Raw genomic sequence first — 15,114 nt, 5'->3', positions numbered from 1 at the left:
GTCCCGGCCGTCGGGTGGCCGGGACGGTGGGCTCAGTCGGCCAGTTCGATGACGACCGGGGCGTGGTCGCTGGCGCCCTTGCCCTTGCGTTCCTCGCGGTCGATTCGGGCGTCGGAGACCCGCCGGGCCAGCGCGGGGGAGCCGAGCACGAAGTCGATCCGCATGCCCTCGCGCCGCGGGAAGCGCAGCTGCGTGTAGTCCCAGTAGGTGTAGACGCCGGGCCCGGGCGTGTGCGGCCGGACGACGTCGGCGAACCCGGCCTCGACCATGGCGGCGAACGCGGCCCGCTCGGGCGGGGACACGTGCGTGGAGTTCGCGAAGACCGCCATGTCCCACACGTCGTCGTCCTGCGGTGCGATGTTCCAGTCGCCGACCAGCGCGACCTGGGCCTCGGCGTCCTCGGTCAGCCAGCCGGCCGCGCTGACCCGCAGCGCCTCCAGCCACGCGAGCTTGTAGTCCAGGTGCGGGTCGGTGAGCGAGCGGCCGTTGGGCACGTAGAGGCTCCACACCCGCACCCCGCCGCAGGTCGCGCCGATCGCGCGGGCCTCGGCCACCGGCTCCGCGTCGTCCTTGGCCCACCAGGGCATGCCGGGGAACCCGACCTCGACGTCGGTCAGCCCGACGCGGGAGAGCAGGGCGACGCCGTTCCACTGCGAGTGACCGACGTGCGCCACCTCGTAGCCGAGGGCCTCGAAGCGCTCGGTGGGGAACTGCTCGGCCTTGCACTTGGTCTCCTGCAGCGCCAGGACGTCGACGTCGCTGCGCTGCAACCACGCCTCCACCCGGTCGGCCCGGCTGCGGATGGAGTTGACGTTCCAGGTGGCCAGTCGCACGGGCACGAGCCTAGGCGGAGTGGATCCGTCCGGCTCACGCCGACGGACCCACTCCGCTCACGCCTGGGCGAGGGGGGTGATCTCCTTGTCGGACCGGGCCTGCATGCGGGCCCGCATGCGGTCGCGGCTCTCGACGAACTTCGTCGCCTGGGCGTCCAGGCCGGTCATGAACTGGGCGAGCTCCTCGCGCGCCTGCTCGCCGGCCGGGCCGAGGTTGGTGCGCTCGAAGACCTTCCAGGCGCGCAGGACCGGGGAGATGACCTCGTCGTGGTGCAGTCGCAGGTCGTAGATGCCGGCTTTGGCGATCAGGACGGAGTTCTTGCGGAACCCGGCCATCGAGGCGCCGGGCATCTCGAATCGCATGACCTCGTCGGTGACCGCGCGCATCGTCTCGTCCGGGGCGATGTCGAACGCCGCGGAGACGATGTTGCGGTAGAAGACCATGTGCAGGTTCTCGTCCTTGGCGATCCGGGCGAGCAGCCGGTCGGCGATCGGGTCGCCCGTCGCCTTGCCGGTGTTGCGGTGGCTGACCCGGGTCGCCAGCTCCTGGAAGGACACGTAGGCCACGGCCTCGAGCGCCGTCTTGTCCCCGGAGTCGTAGCCGGAGGTCATGTAGTCCATGCGGGCCCGCTCGAGCTCGACGGGGTCGACGCCGCGGGTGACCACCAGGTAGTCGCGCAGGGCGATGCCGTGCCGGTTCTCCTCCGCCGTCCAGCGGCCGACCCAGGTGCCCCAGGCGCCGTCCCGGCCGAAGCGGGTGGCGATCTCCCGGTGGTAGCTGGGGAGGTTGTCCTCGGTGAGCAGGTTGGTGAACATGGCCGCCTTGGCGGTCTCGTCCAGCTTCGACTGCTCCGGCGCCCAGTCCTCCCCGCCGAGGAAGGCGAAGTCGCGACCCTGCGACCACGGGACGTAGTCGTGCGGGTGCCACTCCTGGGCGAGGCCGATGTGCCGGTCGAGGTTCTCCTCGACCACCGACTCCAGCTCGATCAGCAGTGCTGCCTCGGTCGGCGTCTTCGACACGGTGGCCTCCTCGGGAACGCCTGGGACCTCGTAACGTACGTGACCCGGGCAACGCCGGCTCGGTACGGGACGTTCCGGTGCCCGCGACGCGCCGTGGCCGATAGCACCTCCTGTGGGTGGGGTGTGGGACGTCAGGCTGGTGGCGCGCGGCGGGATCGGTGCGATCATGGCCAGATGACCGACTCCCCGGCGCGCGTGATCGTCGCGTGAGCGACGACGCCTCCTCGCCCCGGCGGTCCCGGCACGGCACCGACCCCTCCGACGTCCCGGCCCGCACCGGCAGCTCGGCGTACGTCGACCCCGATCGGGCTCCGCACGCGCACCACCGGTCCGGCCGCCGCAGCTTCGGCTCGGCGCTGCTGCTGACCGTCGCCGGCACCGTCGTCCCCGGGACGACGTTCCTGGCCACCGGCCGGCGCAAGGTCGGCGCCGTGCTGCTCGCCCTGTTCGTGTTGCTCGTGGCCGGCGGGGTCCTGCTCGCCACCTACGCCCAGCGGGACGTCGTGCGGCTGGCCGTCGACTCGACCGCGCTGCGCTGGATCATCGCCGGCATCGTGGTCCTGGCGCTGGGCTGGCTGCTCGTCGTCGTCACCGGCTACCGGGCGGTGCGGCCGCGGCAGCTGCGTCCCTGGCAGCGCGGCGTCGGCGTCGGCGTCGTCGCGGTGTTGTGCGCGGCGGTCATCGCCCCGGCCGCGTGGGCCGTGCAGCTGGCCGTCGCCCAGCGCGACCTGGTCGACACCGTCTTCGACGACGGCGACAGCGCCACGGTCACCCAGTCCGACGACCGGTCCGACGCCTTCGGGGGTCAGGACGAGGTCAACATCCTGCTGCTGGGCGGCGACGGCGGCGCGGGGCGCGAGGGCGTGCGCACCGACACGGTGATCGTGGCCAACGTGCAGGTCGACACCGGCGCGACGACGCTGTTCAGCCTGCCGCGCAACCTCGAGGACCTCCCCTTCCCCGCCTCCAGCCCACTGGCCGCGCTCTACCCCGACGGCTTCGACGCCGGCAGTGAGTCCGAGAGCCTGCTCAACGCCGTCTACCGCAACGGCCCGGCCCAGCACCCCGATGTCCTGGGCCCCACCGACGACGCCGGTGCCGACTTCCTCAAGCTCGGGGTCGGTGAGGCCCTGGGCCTGCAGATCGACTACTACGTGCTGGTCAACCTCGACGGCTTCAGCCGGCTGGTCGACGCCCTGGGTGGGCTGCGGCTGAACGTGAACTACTACGTCCCGGTCAACGGCGACACGGCCACCGGCGCGCTGCCCGACCGCTACATCGCCCCGGGCCCCGACCAGCTGATGGGCGGGGTCGAGGCGCTGGACTTCGCCCGCGGCCGGTACGGGCTGTCGGACTACCTGCGGATGGACCGCCAGCGCTGCGTGCTGCAGGCCATCGTCGACGCCGCCGACCCGGTGACGCTGTTGTCCCGGTACCAGGAGCTGGCCCGCACCACCTCCGACATCGTCAGCTCCGACGTCCCCTCCGGCGTGCTCGGCGACGTCGTGGACCTGGCGTTCCAGGTCAAGGAGGCCGGGATCCGCAGCGTCGTCTTCGACGACACGGTGATCAACCCGGCGTACCCGGACTACGACCGGATCCGTGCGCTGGTCCAGGAGGCGTTGCGCCCGGTGCCGACCAGCGGCGGCGATACGACCGCCCCGGCCCCGTCGACCTCGGCGGCTCCCGCACCGGCCTCCACGCCGGCTCCCGCGCCGGCGACGTCCAGTGCACCGCTGTCGGCCGCGCCGGCGCCCGGGGGCAACGGCGGTGTCGCCGCCGAGGTCACCGACGCCTGCGCCTACGACCCGGCGCAGGCCGCCGCGGCCCTGGCCGCCGGCGAGCCGCCGAACCGGGGGCGCTGACGCCCGGCCGCTGACGCCGGGGCGGTCAGGCCCCGGCGAGCTGGATCAGGTTGCCGCAGGTGTCGTCCAGGACGGCGACGGTCATCGGCCCCATGGACAGCGGCGGCTGGGTGAACACCACGCCCGCCGCGGCCAGCCGCTCGTGCTCGGCGCGGACGTCGTCCACGGCGAAGGCGGTGAACGGGATGCCGTCGGCGACCAGCGCCTGCTTGAACGCCCGGGCCGCGGGGTGCTGGTCGGGCTCGAGGACCAGCTCCACGCCGTCCGGGTCCTGCGCGGAGACGACGGTGAGCCAGCGGTGCTCCCCCACCGGGACGTCGTTCTTGACCACGAAGCCGAGCTTCTCGGTGTAGAACCGCAGCGCTCTCTCCTGGTCGTCGACGAAGACGCTGGTCATGGCGATCCTCATGAGGCTCCTGTCCGGTTCGGTCGGCGCACCGGGGCGGCAGCGCGGTCGGTCCATCCTGGCCGATCGGCGTCTCGCTAGGGTCGCTGCATGACCTCACCGGACCCCCGCAGCCGGCGCGAGCGGTTGGTCGCCCTCTTCGTGCTGGGCGTCGCCGTCGTCCTGGTGCTCTCCACGCCCACCTGGTTCGGCAGCGACCGCGCCGGCGTCGGGACGGCCCAGCTGGTCGCGGGCGTCGTCCTGGCCGGGGTGGGTGCGTTCCTGCTCCGCCGGGCCCGCCCGCGCTGATCCGGCCCCGGACACGCCACCGCCCGGACACCGTGAGGTGTCCGGGCGGTGGCGTGCCTGATCCGGGACCGTGGCCCCGGGGCGGGGTCAGCGCAGCGAGGCGTTCCGCCCGCGCTCGGTGGTGATGGTCTTCACCGGGCCGAAGGCGATGATCGCGCCCACGATCGCCGTGGCGATGTGCAGGACGTTGTCGGCCCAGTTCAGGTTCAGGAAGTCCCAGTCCTTGCCGACGGCGAACAGGCCGTAGACGAAGGCGAGGCCGTAGCCGACCAGGAGCAGGAGGCCGTAGGTGCGCGCGCCCTTGAGGGTGCGGGACAGCGCGATGCCGGCGACGCCGATGAGGATGTGCACGACGTTGTGCGCGGGGTTGATCATGAACCCGAGCAGCGTGTGGTCGTGGTCCATCGACGAGCCGTTCATGTTGCCGAAGAAGTCGCCGAAGCCGGTGATGAAGAAGCCGATGACGCCGATCAGCGTGTAGATCACGCCGAAGGCGAGGGACAGCTGCTGCGGCCAGGTCATCCCGCGCGAGCCGGCGCCGGGCAGGTCTGCTGTGGACATGGGTCCTCCAAGGTGTAGGGCTCACTGGGTCTGGGTGGGCCGGACTCCTGAGTTCCCCGTACCGACCAGCGGAAACGCCCCCTCACCCGAAGGGGTGACAGGGCGTTCCGCTACGACCGTGCCTCAGGCGGGACGGGGCGTCGCCCTCGGACGGCGGACGACGAACGGGCCGATGGCCAACAGGTCGACCGGGGCCGAGCCGAAGCACTCCAGGGCGTCCCGCGGGTCGTCGACCATCGGGCGCCCGGCGGTGTTCAGGCTGGTGTTGACCACGATCGGCAGCCCGGTGCGCCGCTCGAACGCCGAGATCATCCGGTGCACCAGCGGGTCGACCTCGGGGTCGATGGTCTGGATCCGCGCCGTCCCGTCCACGTGGGTGACGGTGGGGATCTTGTCCCGCCACTCCGGGGCCACGTCGTGCACGAAGAGCATGTACGGCGAGGGGATGGGCCCGCGGCTGAAGATGTCCGGCGCCCGCTCCAGCAGCACCATCGGCGCGACCGGGCGGAACTGCTCCCGGCCCTTCACGTCGTTCATCCGCTCGAGGTTGCCCTCGAAGCCCGGGTGCGCCATCAGCGAGCGGCGGCCCAGCGCGCGGGGGCCGAACTCGCTGCGGCCCTGGAACCAGGCCACGATTCCGTTGTCTGCCAGCACCTCGGCCACGGCCTCGGCGACGTCGTCCGGGCGCTCGTAGTCGATCGAGGCGGTGATCAGCACCTGCTCGATCTCCTCGTCGGTCCAGCCGCGGCCGAGCGCGGCACCCGGCATCGGCTGGGTCTCCTCGCCGAGCTCGCGGGCCACGTGCAGCGCGGCGCCCAGGGCGGTGCCGGCGTCACCGGCGGCCGGCTGGACCCAGACCTCCTCGAACGGGCTCTCGGCCAGGATCCGGGTGTTGGCCACGCAGTTGAGCGCGGTGCCGCCGGCCAGGGTGAGGACCTTGTCGCCGGTCTGGGCGTGCACCCAGCTGGCGAGGTCGATGAGGACCTCCTCCAGCCGCTGCTGGACGCTGGCGGCCAGGTCGGCGTGCGCCTCGGTCCACTGCTCGCCCTTGCCCAGGCGCGGCGCGAACTCGGTGTAGTCGATCTTGTCGGTGCGGAACCCGCCGTCGTCGGTGGCCCGGATGAACTCCGACAGCGCGCCGACGAACCGCGGCTTGCCGTAGGAGGCCATCGCCATGACCTTGAACTCGTCGGAGCTGCGCAGGAAGCCCAGGTGGTCGGTGAGGTCCTCGTACATCAGGCCCAGCGAGTGCGGCAGCGCCTGACCGGCGAGCACCTCGAGCTGACCGTCGCGGTACCGGCCGGCGAGGTGGCTGTGCGCCTCGCCGCGGCCGTCGAGCACCAGCACCGAGTTGTCCCGCAGGCCGGCGCGCGCCGGCGCGGCCAGGCCGGCGGAGGCGGCGTGGGCGACGTGGTGCTTGACGAAGCGGACCTTCGCCGGGTCCAGCCCGGGGAGGGCGTGCGCGAGGAAGTCCGGCGCCATCTCGGCGTACTTCTTGCGCATGACGTCGCCGTCGTCGAACAGCCCGGACTCCTCCGGGGTGCCCATCAGGGCCGGGTCGAAGGAGTAGGCGACCGCGTCCAGCTCCTCGGGGCGGATCCCGGCCTCCTCCAGGCACCAGGCCGCGGACAGCTCGGGCAGCTCCCAGGCGCTCCACGGCAGCGGGCGCTTGCCGTGCTTGCGACGGCTGAAGCGCTCCTCCTCTGCCGCGGCCACGACCACTCCGTCGACGACGAGCGCCGCCGACGGGTCGTGGTAGATCGCGTTGATGCCCAGCACCTTCACGTGCGCACTCCTCCCGGCCGGACACGTACTGCCCGGTCCTTCCACCCATGATCGCAGTGTCGCCGCAGGTCACGCACCGTCAGGACCCGTCGATGTGGGCAGGTCCACCCCGCCGGGGGACGTCAGCCCGCGCGGCGGCGGAGCAGTTCGTGGTCGATCACGGCCTGCAGGGCGAGGGTCTTGTAGCCGACCTCCTCGAACAGGACGACGATCCGGTCGTCCTCGTGGCGCATGACGATGCCCGGCCCCCACTCGGTGTGCTCGACCGGGCTGTCGACCGGGAAGACCTGGTCCCCGTCGTCGGCGGCCTGCTCGTGGGCGGTGCCGGCGCTGCAGTTGTCGCAGTTGCCACAGGGCTGCTCCAGCTGCTCGCCGAAGTAGCTGAGCAGGTGCTGGCGGCGGCAGCCGGTGGTGTCGGCGTACCCGCGCATCATCTCGATGCGGCTCTCGTCGACCTTGATGTGCTGCAGGGCGAGCTCGCGGGCTGCCGCCGCGGCCTGACCCGGAGCGGGGGCGTCGGGGGCGGGGACGGCCGCACCCTCGTCGTCGAGGACGACGGCGCCGGCCTGCTCCAGCAGGTTGAGGTCGCGCACCAGCGGCGTCGCCGGCCGGCCGGTCTCGGCACGCAGCTCGGTGATGTCCACGCCGTCGAGCCCAGCAGCGACGCCGGCCCGCACGAGGCCGGCCACCTGCTGCAGCTCCTCCTCCGCGGGCGCCCCGGCGGCGAAGAACTTCCGGATGCCGAGGTCCTCCTGGCGGTAGACCAGCACGGCGACCGCAGGCTGGCCGTCGCGGCCGGCGCGGCCGATCTCCTGGTAGTAGCTGTCGATGGAGTCGGCCGGCTCGGCGTGCACCACGAACCGGGTCTCGGGCTTGTCGATGCCCATCCCGAACGCGGTGGTGGCGACCACGACGTCCAGCTCGTCGTCCATGTACCGCCGCTGCACCTCCTCGCGGTCGCTCTTCCGCAAGCCTGCGTGGTAGGCGGCGGCGCGCAGGCCGCGGCCGGTCAGGGCCTCGGCGAACTCCTCGGTGCCCTTGCGGGTGGCGCTGTAGAGGATGCCGATGCCCTGCTGGGTCAGCTCGCAGACCTTGTCCACAACGGCGCGGTGCTTGCCCTCGGCGTCGGGGTGGTGGGTGACCTCCAGCCGGATCTCCGGGCGGTCGAACCCGGCGACGACGACCGCCGGGTCGGCCATCTCCAGCCGCTCGACGATCTCGGCCCGCACCGGCGGAGCGGCGGTCGCGGTGAGCGCGAGCACCGTCGGGTGGCCCAGCTGCTCGACCACGCCGCCCAGGCGCAGGTAGTCGGGGCGGAAGTCGTGGCCCCAGGCGGAGACGCAGTGCGCCTCGTCGACGACGAACAGCGCCGGGGCCGACGTGCGGATCGCCTCGACCACCTCGGGCTTGGCCAGCTGCTCGGGGGCGAGGAAGCAGTAGCGCACGGTGCCGTCACGCATGCCGTCCAGCACGGCCTGGTGCTCCAGCGCCGACAGGCCGGAGTTGAGCACCGCGGCCCGGCCGACGGCGTCCTCGCCCAGCTCCTGCAGGCGCTGCACCTGGTCGCGCTGCAGGGCGATGAGGGGGGAGACGACGAGGACGGGGCCGTCGAGCAGCAGGCCGGCGACGGTGTAGACGGCGGACTTGCCGGCGCCGGAGGGCAGCACGGCGAGGGTGTCGCGCCCGGCGGCGACCGCCTTCATGGCGTCCTCCTGGCCGGGGCGGAAGCCGGTGAAGCCGAGCACGTCGCGGGCGACCTGCCGGATCCGGCGGGTGCGCACCGACGCCGAGCCTCCGGCCTTGGTGGTCGGGGCGGCGGGGCGCTGGACGGTCGCAGTCACCGACCCCGACTTCCCGGGTCCTGAGATCGACAAACGATCCGCAGGTCAGGCCGCACATTCTGGGAGGATGACAAAGTTGCCTACAACAGTGTGATTTCGCGGCCCGCAGCTGCGGGTCCGACTTCCTTGTGGAACCGCACCTGCGGACCTAGCCTCGCCGCGTGCCCACCTCCTACCGGATCGCCGAGGCCGCGGCGCTGCTGGGCGTCAGCGACGACACGGTCCGCCGCTGGATCGACGGCGACCGGATCACCGCGACCCGGGACGGCGGGCCGATCCAGGTCGACGGCGCCGACCTCGCCCGGCTGGCCGCGGAGCTGCACGAGGCGCCGCAGCCGGGCGCGACCCGCTCCTCCTCGGCCCGCAACCGGCTCGCCGGCATCGTGACCCGGGTCGTGCGGGACACCGTGATGGCGCAGGTGGAGCTCCAGGCCGGGCCCTTCCGGGTGGTCTCGCTGATGTCCCGCGAGGCCGCCGACGAGCTGGGCCTGGAGCCCGGCGTCCGTGCCGTCGCCACGGTCAAGGCCACGCAGGTCAGCGTCGACGTGCCCTGAGGTCAGTGCACGTCCCGCCCCCTGGGCGCCGGGCAGCTGTCCAGCCACTGCCGCTCGGCGTCGTCGAACACCCGGCTGCGGGTGAGGAACCGGACCCCCTCCGGCGCCTCCAGGCTGAACCCGGCACCGCGCCCGGGGACGACGTCCAGCAGCAGCTGGGTGTGCGCCCAGGCTGCGTACTGAGGCCCGGAGATCCACACCGGGCTCACGTCGTCGGAGATCGGCTCGCCGGGTCGGTGCACCGGGGACGGCTCGCCGGGGTGGGCGTCGTCGAGCAGGCCGAGCAGCACGTCGTCGTCGCCCACGATGAAGTCGCCGCGCGGGAAGCACATCGGCGCCGAGCCGTCGCAGCAGCCGCCGGACTGGTGGAACATCAGCGGGCCGTGCGCGGCCCGGAGGCGGCGGACGAGGTCCGCCGCCTCCGGGGTGAGCGCGACCCGGTCCACCGACTCGGACGCGGGCCCGGTCAGAAGAACCCCTGCGCCTTCGTGCTGTAGCTGACCAGCAGGTTCTTCGTCTGCTGGTAGTGGTCCAGCATCATCTTGTGGTTCTCCCGGCCGATCCCGGAGGCCTTGTAGCCGCCGAAGGCCGCGTGCGCGGGGTAGGTGTGGTAGCTGTTCGTCCACACCCGCCCGGCCTGGATGTCCCGTCCGGCCCGGTAGGCGGTGTTGCCGTTGCGGCTCCACACCCCGGCCCCCAGGCCGTAGAGGGTGTCGTTGGCCATCGAGATGGCGTCGTCGTAGCCGTCGAAGCTGGTCACCGAGAGGACCGGGCCGAAGATCTCCTCCTGGAAGACCCGCATGTCGTTGCGCCCCTCGAAGATCGTCGGCTGGACGTAGTAGCCGCCGTTGAGGTCCCCGCCCAGCATCGCCCGCTCGCCACCGGTGATCACCCGGGCGCCCTCGGCGCGGCCGATGTCGAAGTAGGACAGGATCTTCTCCAGCTGGTCGTTGCTGGCCTGCGCGCCGATCATCGTGTCGGTGTCCAGCGGGTTGCCCTGCCGCACGGCCTTGGTCCGGATCGCGCCCAGGGCCAGGAAGTCGTCGTAGATCGACCGCTCGATGAGCGCCCGCGAGGGACAGGTGCAGACCTCGCCCTGGTTGAGGGCGAACATCGTGAAGCCCTCCAGCGCCTTGTCCTGGTAGTCGTCGGCATGGTCCATCACGTCGGCGAAGAAGACGTTCGGGCTCTTTCCGCCCAGCTCCAGGGTGGCCGGGATCAGGTTCTGCGAGGCGTACTGCAGGATCAGCCGCCCGGTCGTGGTCTCCCCGGTGAAGGCGATCTTCCGGATCCGGCTGCTCGAGGCCAGCGGCTTGCCCGCCTCCACCCCGAAGCCGTTGACCACGTTGAGCACGCCGGCCGGGAGCAGGTCGGCGATCAGCTCCATCAGGTGCAGGATCGACACCGGGGTCTGCTCGGCCGGCTTCAGGACGATGCAGTTGCCCGCCGCCAGCGCCGGCGCCAGCTTCCAGGTGGCCATGAGCAGCGGGAAGTTCCACGGGATGATCTGACCGACGACGCCCAGCGGCTCGTGGAAGTGGTAGGCGACGGTGTCCTCGTCGAGCTGGGAGATGCCGCCCTCCTGGCCGCGGATGGCCCCGGCGAAGTAGCGGAAGTGGTCGACCACCAGCGGCAGGTCCGCGGCGAGGCACTCCCGGACCGGCTTGCCGTTGTCCCAGGTCTCGATGACGGCGAGCTGCTCGAGGTTCTGCTCGATCCGGTCGGCGATCCTCAGCAGCACACCCGACCGCTCGGCCGCCGAGGTCTTCCCCCAGGTCTCGAAGGCGCCCCAGGCGGCGTCCAGCGCAGCCTCGATGTCGGCCGCGGTGCCGCGGGCCACCTCGCAGTAGACCTGGCCGGTGACCGGCGTCGGGTTCTCGAAGTACTGCCCGCTGGCCGGCGGGGCCCACGTGCCACCGATCCAGTTGTCGTAGCGCGCCTTGACGGCGACCGTGCTGTCGGGTGTGCCGGGTGCGGGGTAGGTGGTCATGCTGCTCCTCCTGAGCGACCGGCACGTCGGTGTGACCGGCAGCACATCCACGCTAGGCCCGACCGGCGCACCGGGGCAATGTCCCTCGCAGAGCTTCTCAGGTGCGGTTGATCGGACGTAGGATCTCCGCACCTGCGGATGCGCCGCTCCCCGGGTCGCGTGTCCTCAGGAGAATGCCTTGACCCACCGGTCCCTGCTCGCCGTCGCTGCGGCGCTGGCCCTGACGGCGTGCAGTGGTCCCCCGGTGGACGGTGCGGCGGCCGGCCCCACCCCGGACGGCAGCGACCTCAGCGGCACGCTGACCGTGTTCGCCGCCGCCTCGCTCACCGACGTCTTCACCACCCTCGGCGAGGAGTTCGAGCGGCAGCACCCGCAGGTCGACGTCCAGTTCAGCTTCGCCGGCAGCTCGGCGCTGGCCGCCCAGCTCACCCAGGGCGCCCCGGCCGACCTCTTCGCCGCCGCCGACGAGGCGCAGATGGCGCGGGTGCAGGACGCCGGCCTCGTCGAGGACCCGGCGGAGTTCGCCGCGAACCGGCTGGTGCTCGCCGTGCCACCTGCCAACCCCGCCGGCCTGCGCCCGCCCGAGGGCGGGGCCGGCGTCCCGTCGCTGGCCGACATCCTCACCTCCGACGTCACGCTCGCCGTCTGCGCGGAGGAGGTGCCGTGCGGCGCCGCGGCCGCGGAGGTGCTGGCCGCGGCCGGCTCGCCCGCCACGCCGGACACCTACGAGGAGGACGTCCGCGCCGTCCTGACCAAGGTCGAGCTGGGTGAGGTGGACGCCGGGCTGGTCTACGTCTCCGACGTCGTCGCGGCCGGTGACGGGGTCGTGGCGTTCGCCTTCCGGGAGGGCGAGCAGGCGGTCAACCGGTACGAGGCCGCCGTCCTGACCGATGCGCCGAACCCGGCCGCGGCCCGCGCGTTCAGCGAGCTGGTGCGCTCCGACGCCGGGCAGGCCGCGCTGGGCGCCGCCGGCTTCCCGCCCTCGTGAGCCGCCGGCGGCGCGACGGCGGGGTCCCGGCGCCGCTGCTGGTCCCGGCGCTGCTGGCGGTCGCCTTCCTGGTGCTGCCGCTTGCCGGCCTCGTCGTCCGGGCGCCGTGGTCGCAGATCGGCCCGCAGCTGGCCAGCCCGGGCGTGGGGCAGGCGCTGCGGCTGTCGCTGGTGTCGGCGACGCTGGCCACCGCCGTCTCGCTGCTGCTCGGCGTCCCGCTGGCCTGGGTGCTGGCGCGGTCGACGCTGCGCGGCCGCTCGGTGCTGCGGGCGCTGGTCACCGTGCCGCTGGTGCTGCCGCCCGTGGTGGGCGGCGTCGCGCTGTTCCTGGTGCTCGGCCGGCAGGGCATCGTGGGCCGCTGGCTGTACGAGGCGACCGGGTTCTCCCTGCCCTTCACCACCGCTGCGGTCGTGGTCGCGGAGACCTTCGTGGCCATGCCGTTCCTGGTGATCAGCGTCGAGGGCGCGCTGCGCGCCGCCGACGCCCGCTTCGAGGACGCCGCGGCCACCCTGGGCGCCGACCGATGGACGACGTTTCGCCGGGTCACGCTGCCGCTGGTGGCCCCGGGGATCGCCGCCGGCGCGGTGCTGTGCTGGGCGCGGGCGCTGGGGGAGTTCGGCGCCACGATCACCTTCGCCGGCAACTTCCCCGGGACGACGCAGACGATGCCGCTGGCGGTCTACCTGGCCCTGCAGCGCGACCCGGAGGCGGCGATCGTGCTCAGCCTGGTGCTGCTGGCGGTCTCGCTGGCCACCCTGCTGCTGCTCCGTGGCCGCTGGCTGGGCCGCACGGTGAGCGCATGAGCCTCGAGGCGCACGTCGTCGTCTGGCGGGGGGCGCTGGAGGTCGACGTCGAGCTGTCGGTGGCCGACGGTGAGGTGCTGGCGGTGCTCGGGCCGAATGGAGCGGGCAAGTCCACTGTCTTGCGGGTACTGGCGGGGCTGCTCCCGCCCGACGGCGGCCGGGTGGTCGTCGACGGCGACCAGGTGTGGAACGACGCCGACGTCGCGCTGCCCCCGCACCGGCGGGCGATCGGGATGGTGTTCCAGGACCACCTGCTGTTCCCGCACCTGTCGGTGACCGAGAACGTCGCGTTCGGGCCGCGGTCCCGCGGGGTGTCCCGGGCGGCCGCCCGCGCGGCGGCGACGGCCTGGCTGGACCGGGTCGGGCTGGCCGGGCTGGGTGACCGCCGTCCCGGCCAGCTGTCCGGCGGGCAGGCGCAGCGGGCCGCGCTGGCGCGGGCGCTGGTGGGGGAGCCGCGGGTGCTGCTGCTGGACGAGCCGCTGTCGGCGCTGGACGCCCGCACCCGGCTGTCGGTGCGGGCCGAGCTGCACCGGCACCTCACCGACTACGCCGGCAGCGCCGTGCTGGTCACCCACGACCCGGTCGACGCGATGGCGCTGGCCACCCGGGTGGTGGTGGTCGAGGACGGCCGGGTCGTGCAGGCCGGCACCCCGGCCGAGGTCGCCCGCCGCCCGCGCACCGACTACGTGGCCCGCCTCGTCGGCCTGGTGCTGCTGGCCGGCACCGGCGCGGGGACGACGGTCGCCCTCGACGGCGGCGGCGCGGTCGCGGTGGCCGACGAGGCGCGCGGGCCGGTGTTCGTCGCCGTCCGGCCGGAGTCGGTGTCGCTCTACCTGTCCCGGCCCGACGGCAGCCCGCGCAACGTGTGGCCGCTGCGGCTGGTCACCGCCACCCCGCACGGCTCGGTGGTGCGCTGCGACCTGGCCGGGGAGGTCGCGCTGACCGCCGACGTCACCGCCACCTCCTTCGCCGAGCTCGGGCTCGCGCCGGGTGCCGCGGTCTGGGCCTCGGTCAAGGCCTCCGAGGTCGCCGTCTACCCGCGCTGAGACAGTGGGGCATGACGTCGGACGTCCCGGTCGCGGGGCTGGTGCTGGCCGCCGGGGGTGGCCGGCGGTACGGCATGCCGAAGGCGCTGGTCGAGCACGGGGGCAGCCTGCTGGTCGAGCGGGCGGTCCGGACGGCGGCGGCGGTCTGCGATCCGGTCCTCGTCGTCCTCGGCGCTCGGGCGGTCGACGTCTGGCGCACCGCCGACCTCACCGGCGCGACCGTGCTGGCCAACGCCGACTGGGAGTCCGGCATGGCCTCCAGCCTGCGCACCGGGCTGGACGGGCTGCGCGGCTGGCCCGGCCGGGTCGACGCCGTGCTGGTGCAGCTGGTCGACATGCCCGGGATGACCCCGGCCGCGCTGGCCCGGGTGGCCGCGCACGCCGCTCCCGGCATTCTGGCGGTGGCCACCTACGACGGCGTCCGCGGCCACCCGGTGCTGCTGGGCCGGGAGCACTGGGCCGGGGTGAGCGCGACGGCGACCGGTGACGAGGGCGCGCGGGCGTACCTGACTGCGCACGACGTCACCGAGGTCGACTGCACCGGTCTGGCCGACCCCACCGACCTCGACGTCCCGCCCGCCTGACCGCGTACCTTCGCCGCCGTGGACACGCTGCTCGCCCGGGTCACCGAGGAACCGCTGTCGGTCGCCGAGCACGAGGCGGCCGTGGAGCGGGCGGCGGCCGGCGCCGTCGTCTCCTTCTCCGGCGTCGTGCGCGACCACGACGGCGGCCGGTCGGTCACCGAGCTGGAGTACACCGGGCACCCGACGGCGCCGGCGCTGATCGCCGAGATCGCGGCCGAGTTCGCCGCCCGCCCTGACGTGCACGCCGTCGCGGTGTCCCACCGCATCGGGTTGCTGGCCATCGGCGACGTGGCGCTGGCCTGCGCGGTGAGCGCCTCGCACCGGGGCCAGGCCTTCACCGCGTGCGCCGAGCTCGTCGACGAGGTCAAGGCGCGGCTGCCCATCTGGAAGCGGCAGGTCTTCTCCGACGGCCAGGAGGAGTGGGTCGCCTGCCCGTGAGGTGGCTCTCCACCGGACCGCTTGCCCTGGTCGGTTGGGCGTGACATAACTGTCCAGGCCGTCGTGCCCCGCACGGGGAGCCGATGGTCTCCGCGCAGCCGCGGCCAGGACG

16 protein-coding genes are annotated in these 15,114 nt (G+C 73.4%); 8 read left to right on the top strand and 8 right to left on the bottom strand.

The window, feature by feature from the left end:
• Window positions 1-32: 32 nt before the first annotated feature.
• Window positions 33-833, bottom strand: a complete 801-nt coding sequence (locus GCU67_RS05745) for an exodeoxyribonuclease III (protein ID WP_163610099.1) — start codon at window positions 831-833, stop codon at window positions 33-35.
• A gap of 57 nt (window positions 834-890) precedes the next feature.
• A complete protein-coding gene (locus GCU67_RS05740; protein ID WP_163610098.1) occupies window positions 891-1,853 on the bottom strand; it encodes an acyl-ACP desaturase in 963 nt (320 codons plus the stop codon).
• A gap of 206 nt (window positions 1,854-2,059) precedes the next feature.
• On the opposite strand from GCU67_RS05740, the gene GCU67_RS05735 reads away from it, so the two are divergent.
• On the top strand, window positions 2,060-3,718 hold the full coding sequence (locus tag GCU67_RS05735; RefSeq protein WP_163610097.1) for an LCP family glycopolymer transferase: 1,659 nt from the start codon (window positions 2,060-2,062) through the stop codon (window positions 3,716-3,718).
• 25 nt (window positions 3,719-3,743) lie between these two features.
• Here GCU67_RS05735 and GCU67_RS05730 read toward each other — a convergent pair whose 3' ends face one another.
• Window positions 3,744-4,127, bottom strand: coding sequence for a VOC family protein (locus GCU67_RS05730; RefSeq protein ID WP_163610096.1), 384 nt, complete (start codon window positions 4,125-4,127; stop codon window positions 3,744-3,746).
• A gap of 87 nt (window positions 4,128-4,214) precedes the next feature.
• On the opposite strand from GCU67_RS05730, the gene GCU67_RS05725 reads away from it, so the two are divergent.
• Window positions 4,215-4,412: a hypothetical protein gene (locus tag GCU67_RS05725; RefSeq protein ID WP_163610095.1), complete on the top strand. Its 198-nt coding sequence runs from the start codon at window positions 4,215-4,217 to the stop codon at window positions 4,410-4,412.
• An 87-nt stretch (window positions 4,413-4,499) separates the two neighbouring features.
• On the opposite strand, the gene GCU67_RS05720 is transcribed toward GCU67_RS05725, so the two are convergent.
• The 3 genes from GCU67_RS05720 to GCU67_RS05710 form a co-directional block, all read right to left on the bottom strand.
• Entirely contained in the window at window positions 4,500-4,973 is a 474-nt protein-coding gene (locus GCU67_RS05720) for a DUF4383 domain-containing protein (protein ID WP_163610094.1), read from the bottom strand.
• A 123-nt stretch (window positions 4,974-5,096) separates the two neighbouring features.
• Window positions 5,097-6,758, bottom strand: a complete 1,662-nt coding sequence (locus GCU67_RS05715) for a carbamoyltransferase C-terminal domain-containing protein (RefSeq protein WP_163610093.1) — start codon at window positions 6,756-6,758, stop codon at window positions 5,097-5,099.
• A 122-nt stretch (window positions 6,759-6,880) separates the two neighbouring features.
• Window positions 6,881-8,599 (bottom strand): RecQ family ATP-dependent DNA helicase, encoded by a 1,719-nt coding sequence (locus GCU67_RS05710; RefSeq protein WP_338104794.1) that lies wholly within the window; start codon window positions 8,597-8,599, stop codon window positions 6,881-6,883.
• Window positions 8,600-8,760: 161 nt separating this feature from the next.
• Between GCU67_RS05710 and GCU67_RS22705 the strand changes: the two genes are divergently transcribed.
• Entirely contained in the window at window positions 8,761-9,153 is a 393-nt protein-coding gene (locus tag GCU67_RS22705; RefSeq protein ID WP_163610092.1) for a TOBE domain-containing protein, read from the top strand.
• A 2-nt stretch (window positions 9,154-9,155) separates the two neighbouring features.
• On the opposite strand, the gene GCU67_RS05700 is transcribed toward GCU67_RS22705, so the two are convergent.
• Together GCU67_RS05700 and exaC are read right to left on the bottom strand one after the other, a co-directional pair.
• On the bottom strand, window positions 9,156-9,599 hold the full coding sequence (locus tag GCU67_RS05700; protein WP_338104793.1) for a DUF779 domain-containing protein: 444 nt from the start codon (window positions 9,597-9,599) through the stop codon (window positions 9,156-9,158).
• A 20-nt stretch (window positions 9,600-9,619) separates the two neighbouring features.
• Entirely contained in the window at window positions 9,620-11,143 is a 1,524-nt protein-coding gene (exaC, locus tag GCU67_RS05695) for an acetaldehyde dehydrogenase ExaC (protein ID WP_163610091.1), read from the bottom strand.
• A gap of 178 nt (window positions 11,144-11,321) precedes the next feature.
• Here exaC and modA point away from each other — a divergent pair, with 178 nt between their 5' ends.
• Genes modA through GCU67_RS05670 form a run of 5 tightly spaced genes read left to right on the top strand, consistent with a single transcriptional unit; the run spans window position 11,322 to window position 15,002 of the window.
• Complete coding sequence (modA, locus tag GCU67_RS05690) at window positions 11,322-12,131, top strand: molybdate ABC transporter substrate-binding protein (protein WP_163610090.1); 810 nt, start codon at window positions 11,322-11,324, stop codon at window positions 12,129-12,131.
• Window positions 12,128-12,934 carry an ABC transporter permease gene (locus tag GCU67_RS05685; protein WP_163610089.1) on the top strand — a complete coding sequence of 269 codons (807 nt, stop codon included), beginning with the start codon at window positions 12,128-12,130 and terminating at the stop codon, window positions 12,932-12,934. Before modA ends, GCU67_RS05685 begins: the two co-directional genes overlap by 4 nt.
• Complete coding sequence (locus GCU67_RS05680) at window positions 12,931-13,980, top strand: ABC transporter ATP-binding protein (protein ID WP_163610088.1); 1,050 nt, start codon at window positions 12,931-12,933, stop codon at window positions 13,978-13,980. Before GCU67_RS05685 ends, GCU67_RS05680 begins: the two co-directional genes overlap by 4 nt.
• An 11-nt stretch (window positions 13,981-13,991) precedes the next feature.
• Window positions 13,992-14,564 (top strand): nucleotidyltransferase family protein, encoded by a 573-nt coding sequence (locus GCU67_RS05675; RefSeq protein WP_163610087.1) that lies wholly within the window; start codon window positions 13,992-13,994, stop codon window positions 14,562-14,564.
• A gap of 18 nt (window positions 14,565-14,582) precedes the next feature.
• A complete protein-coding gene (locus GCU67_RS05670; protein WP_338104792.1) occupies window positions 14,583-15,002 on the top strand; it encodes a molybdenum cofactor biosynthesis protein MoaE in 420 nt (139 codons plus the stop codon).
• Window positions 15,003-15,114 lie beyond the last annotated feature (112 nt).

Source organism: Modestobacter muralis (assembly GCF_010682105.1).
Lineage (GTDB): Bacteria > Actinomycetota > Actinomycetes > Mycobacteriales > Geodermatophilaceae > Modestobacter > Modestobacter muralis.
This window is presented reverse-complemented; position numbering and strand designations above follow the sequence as displayed.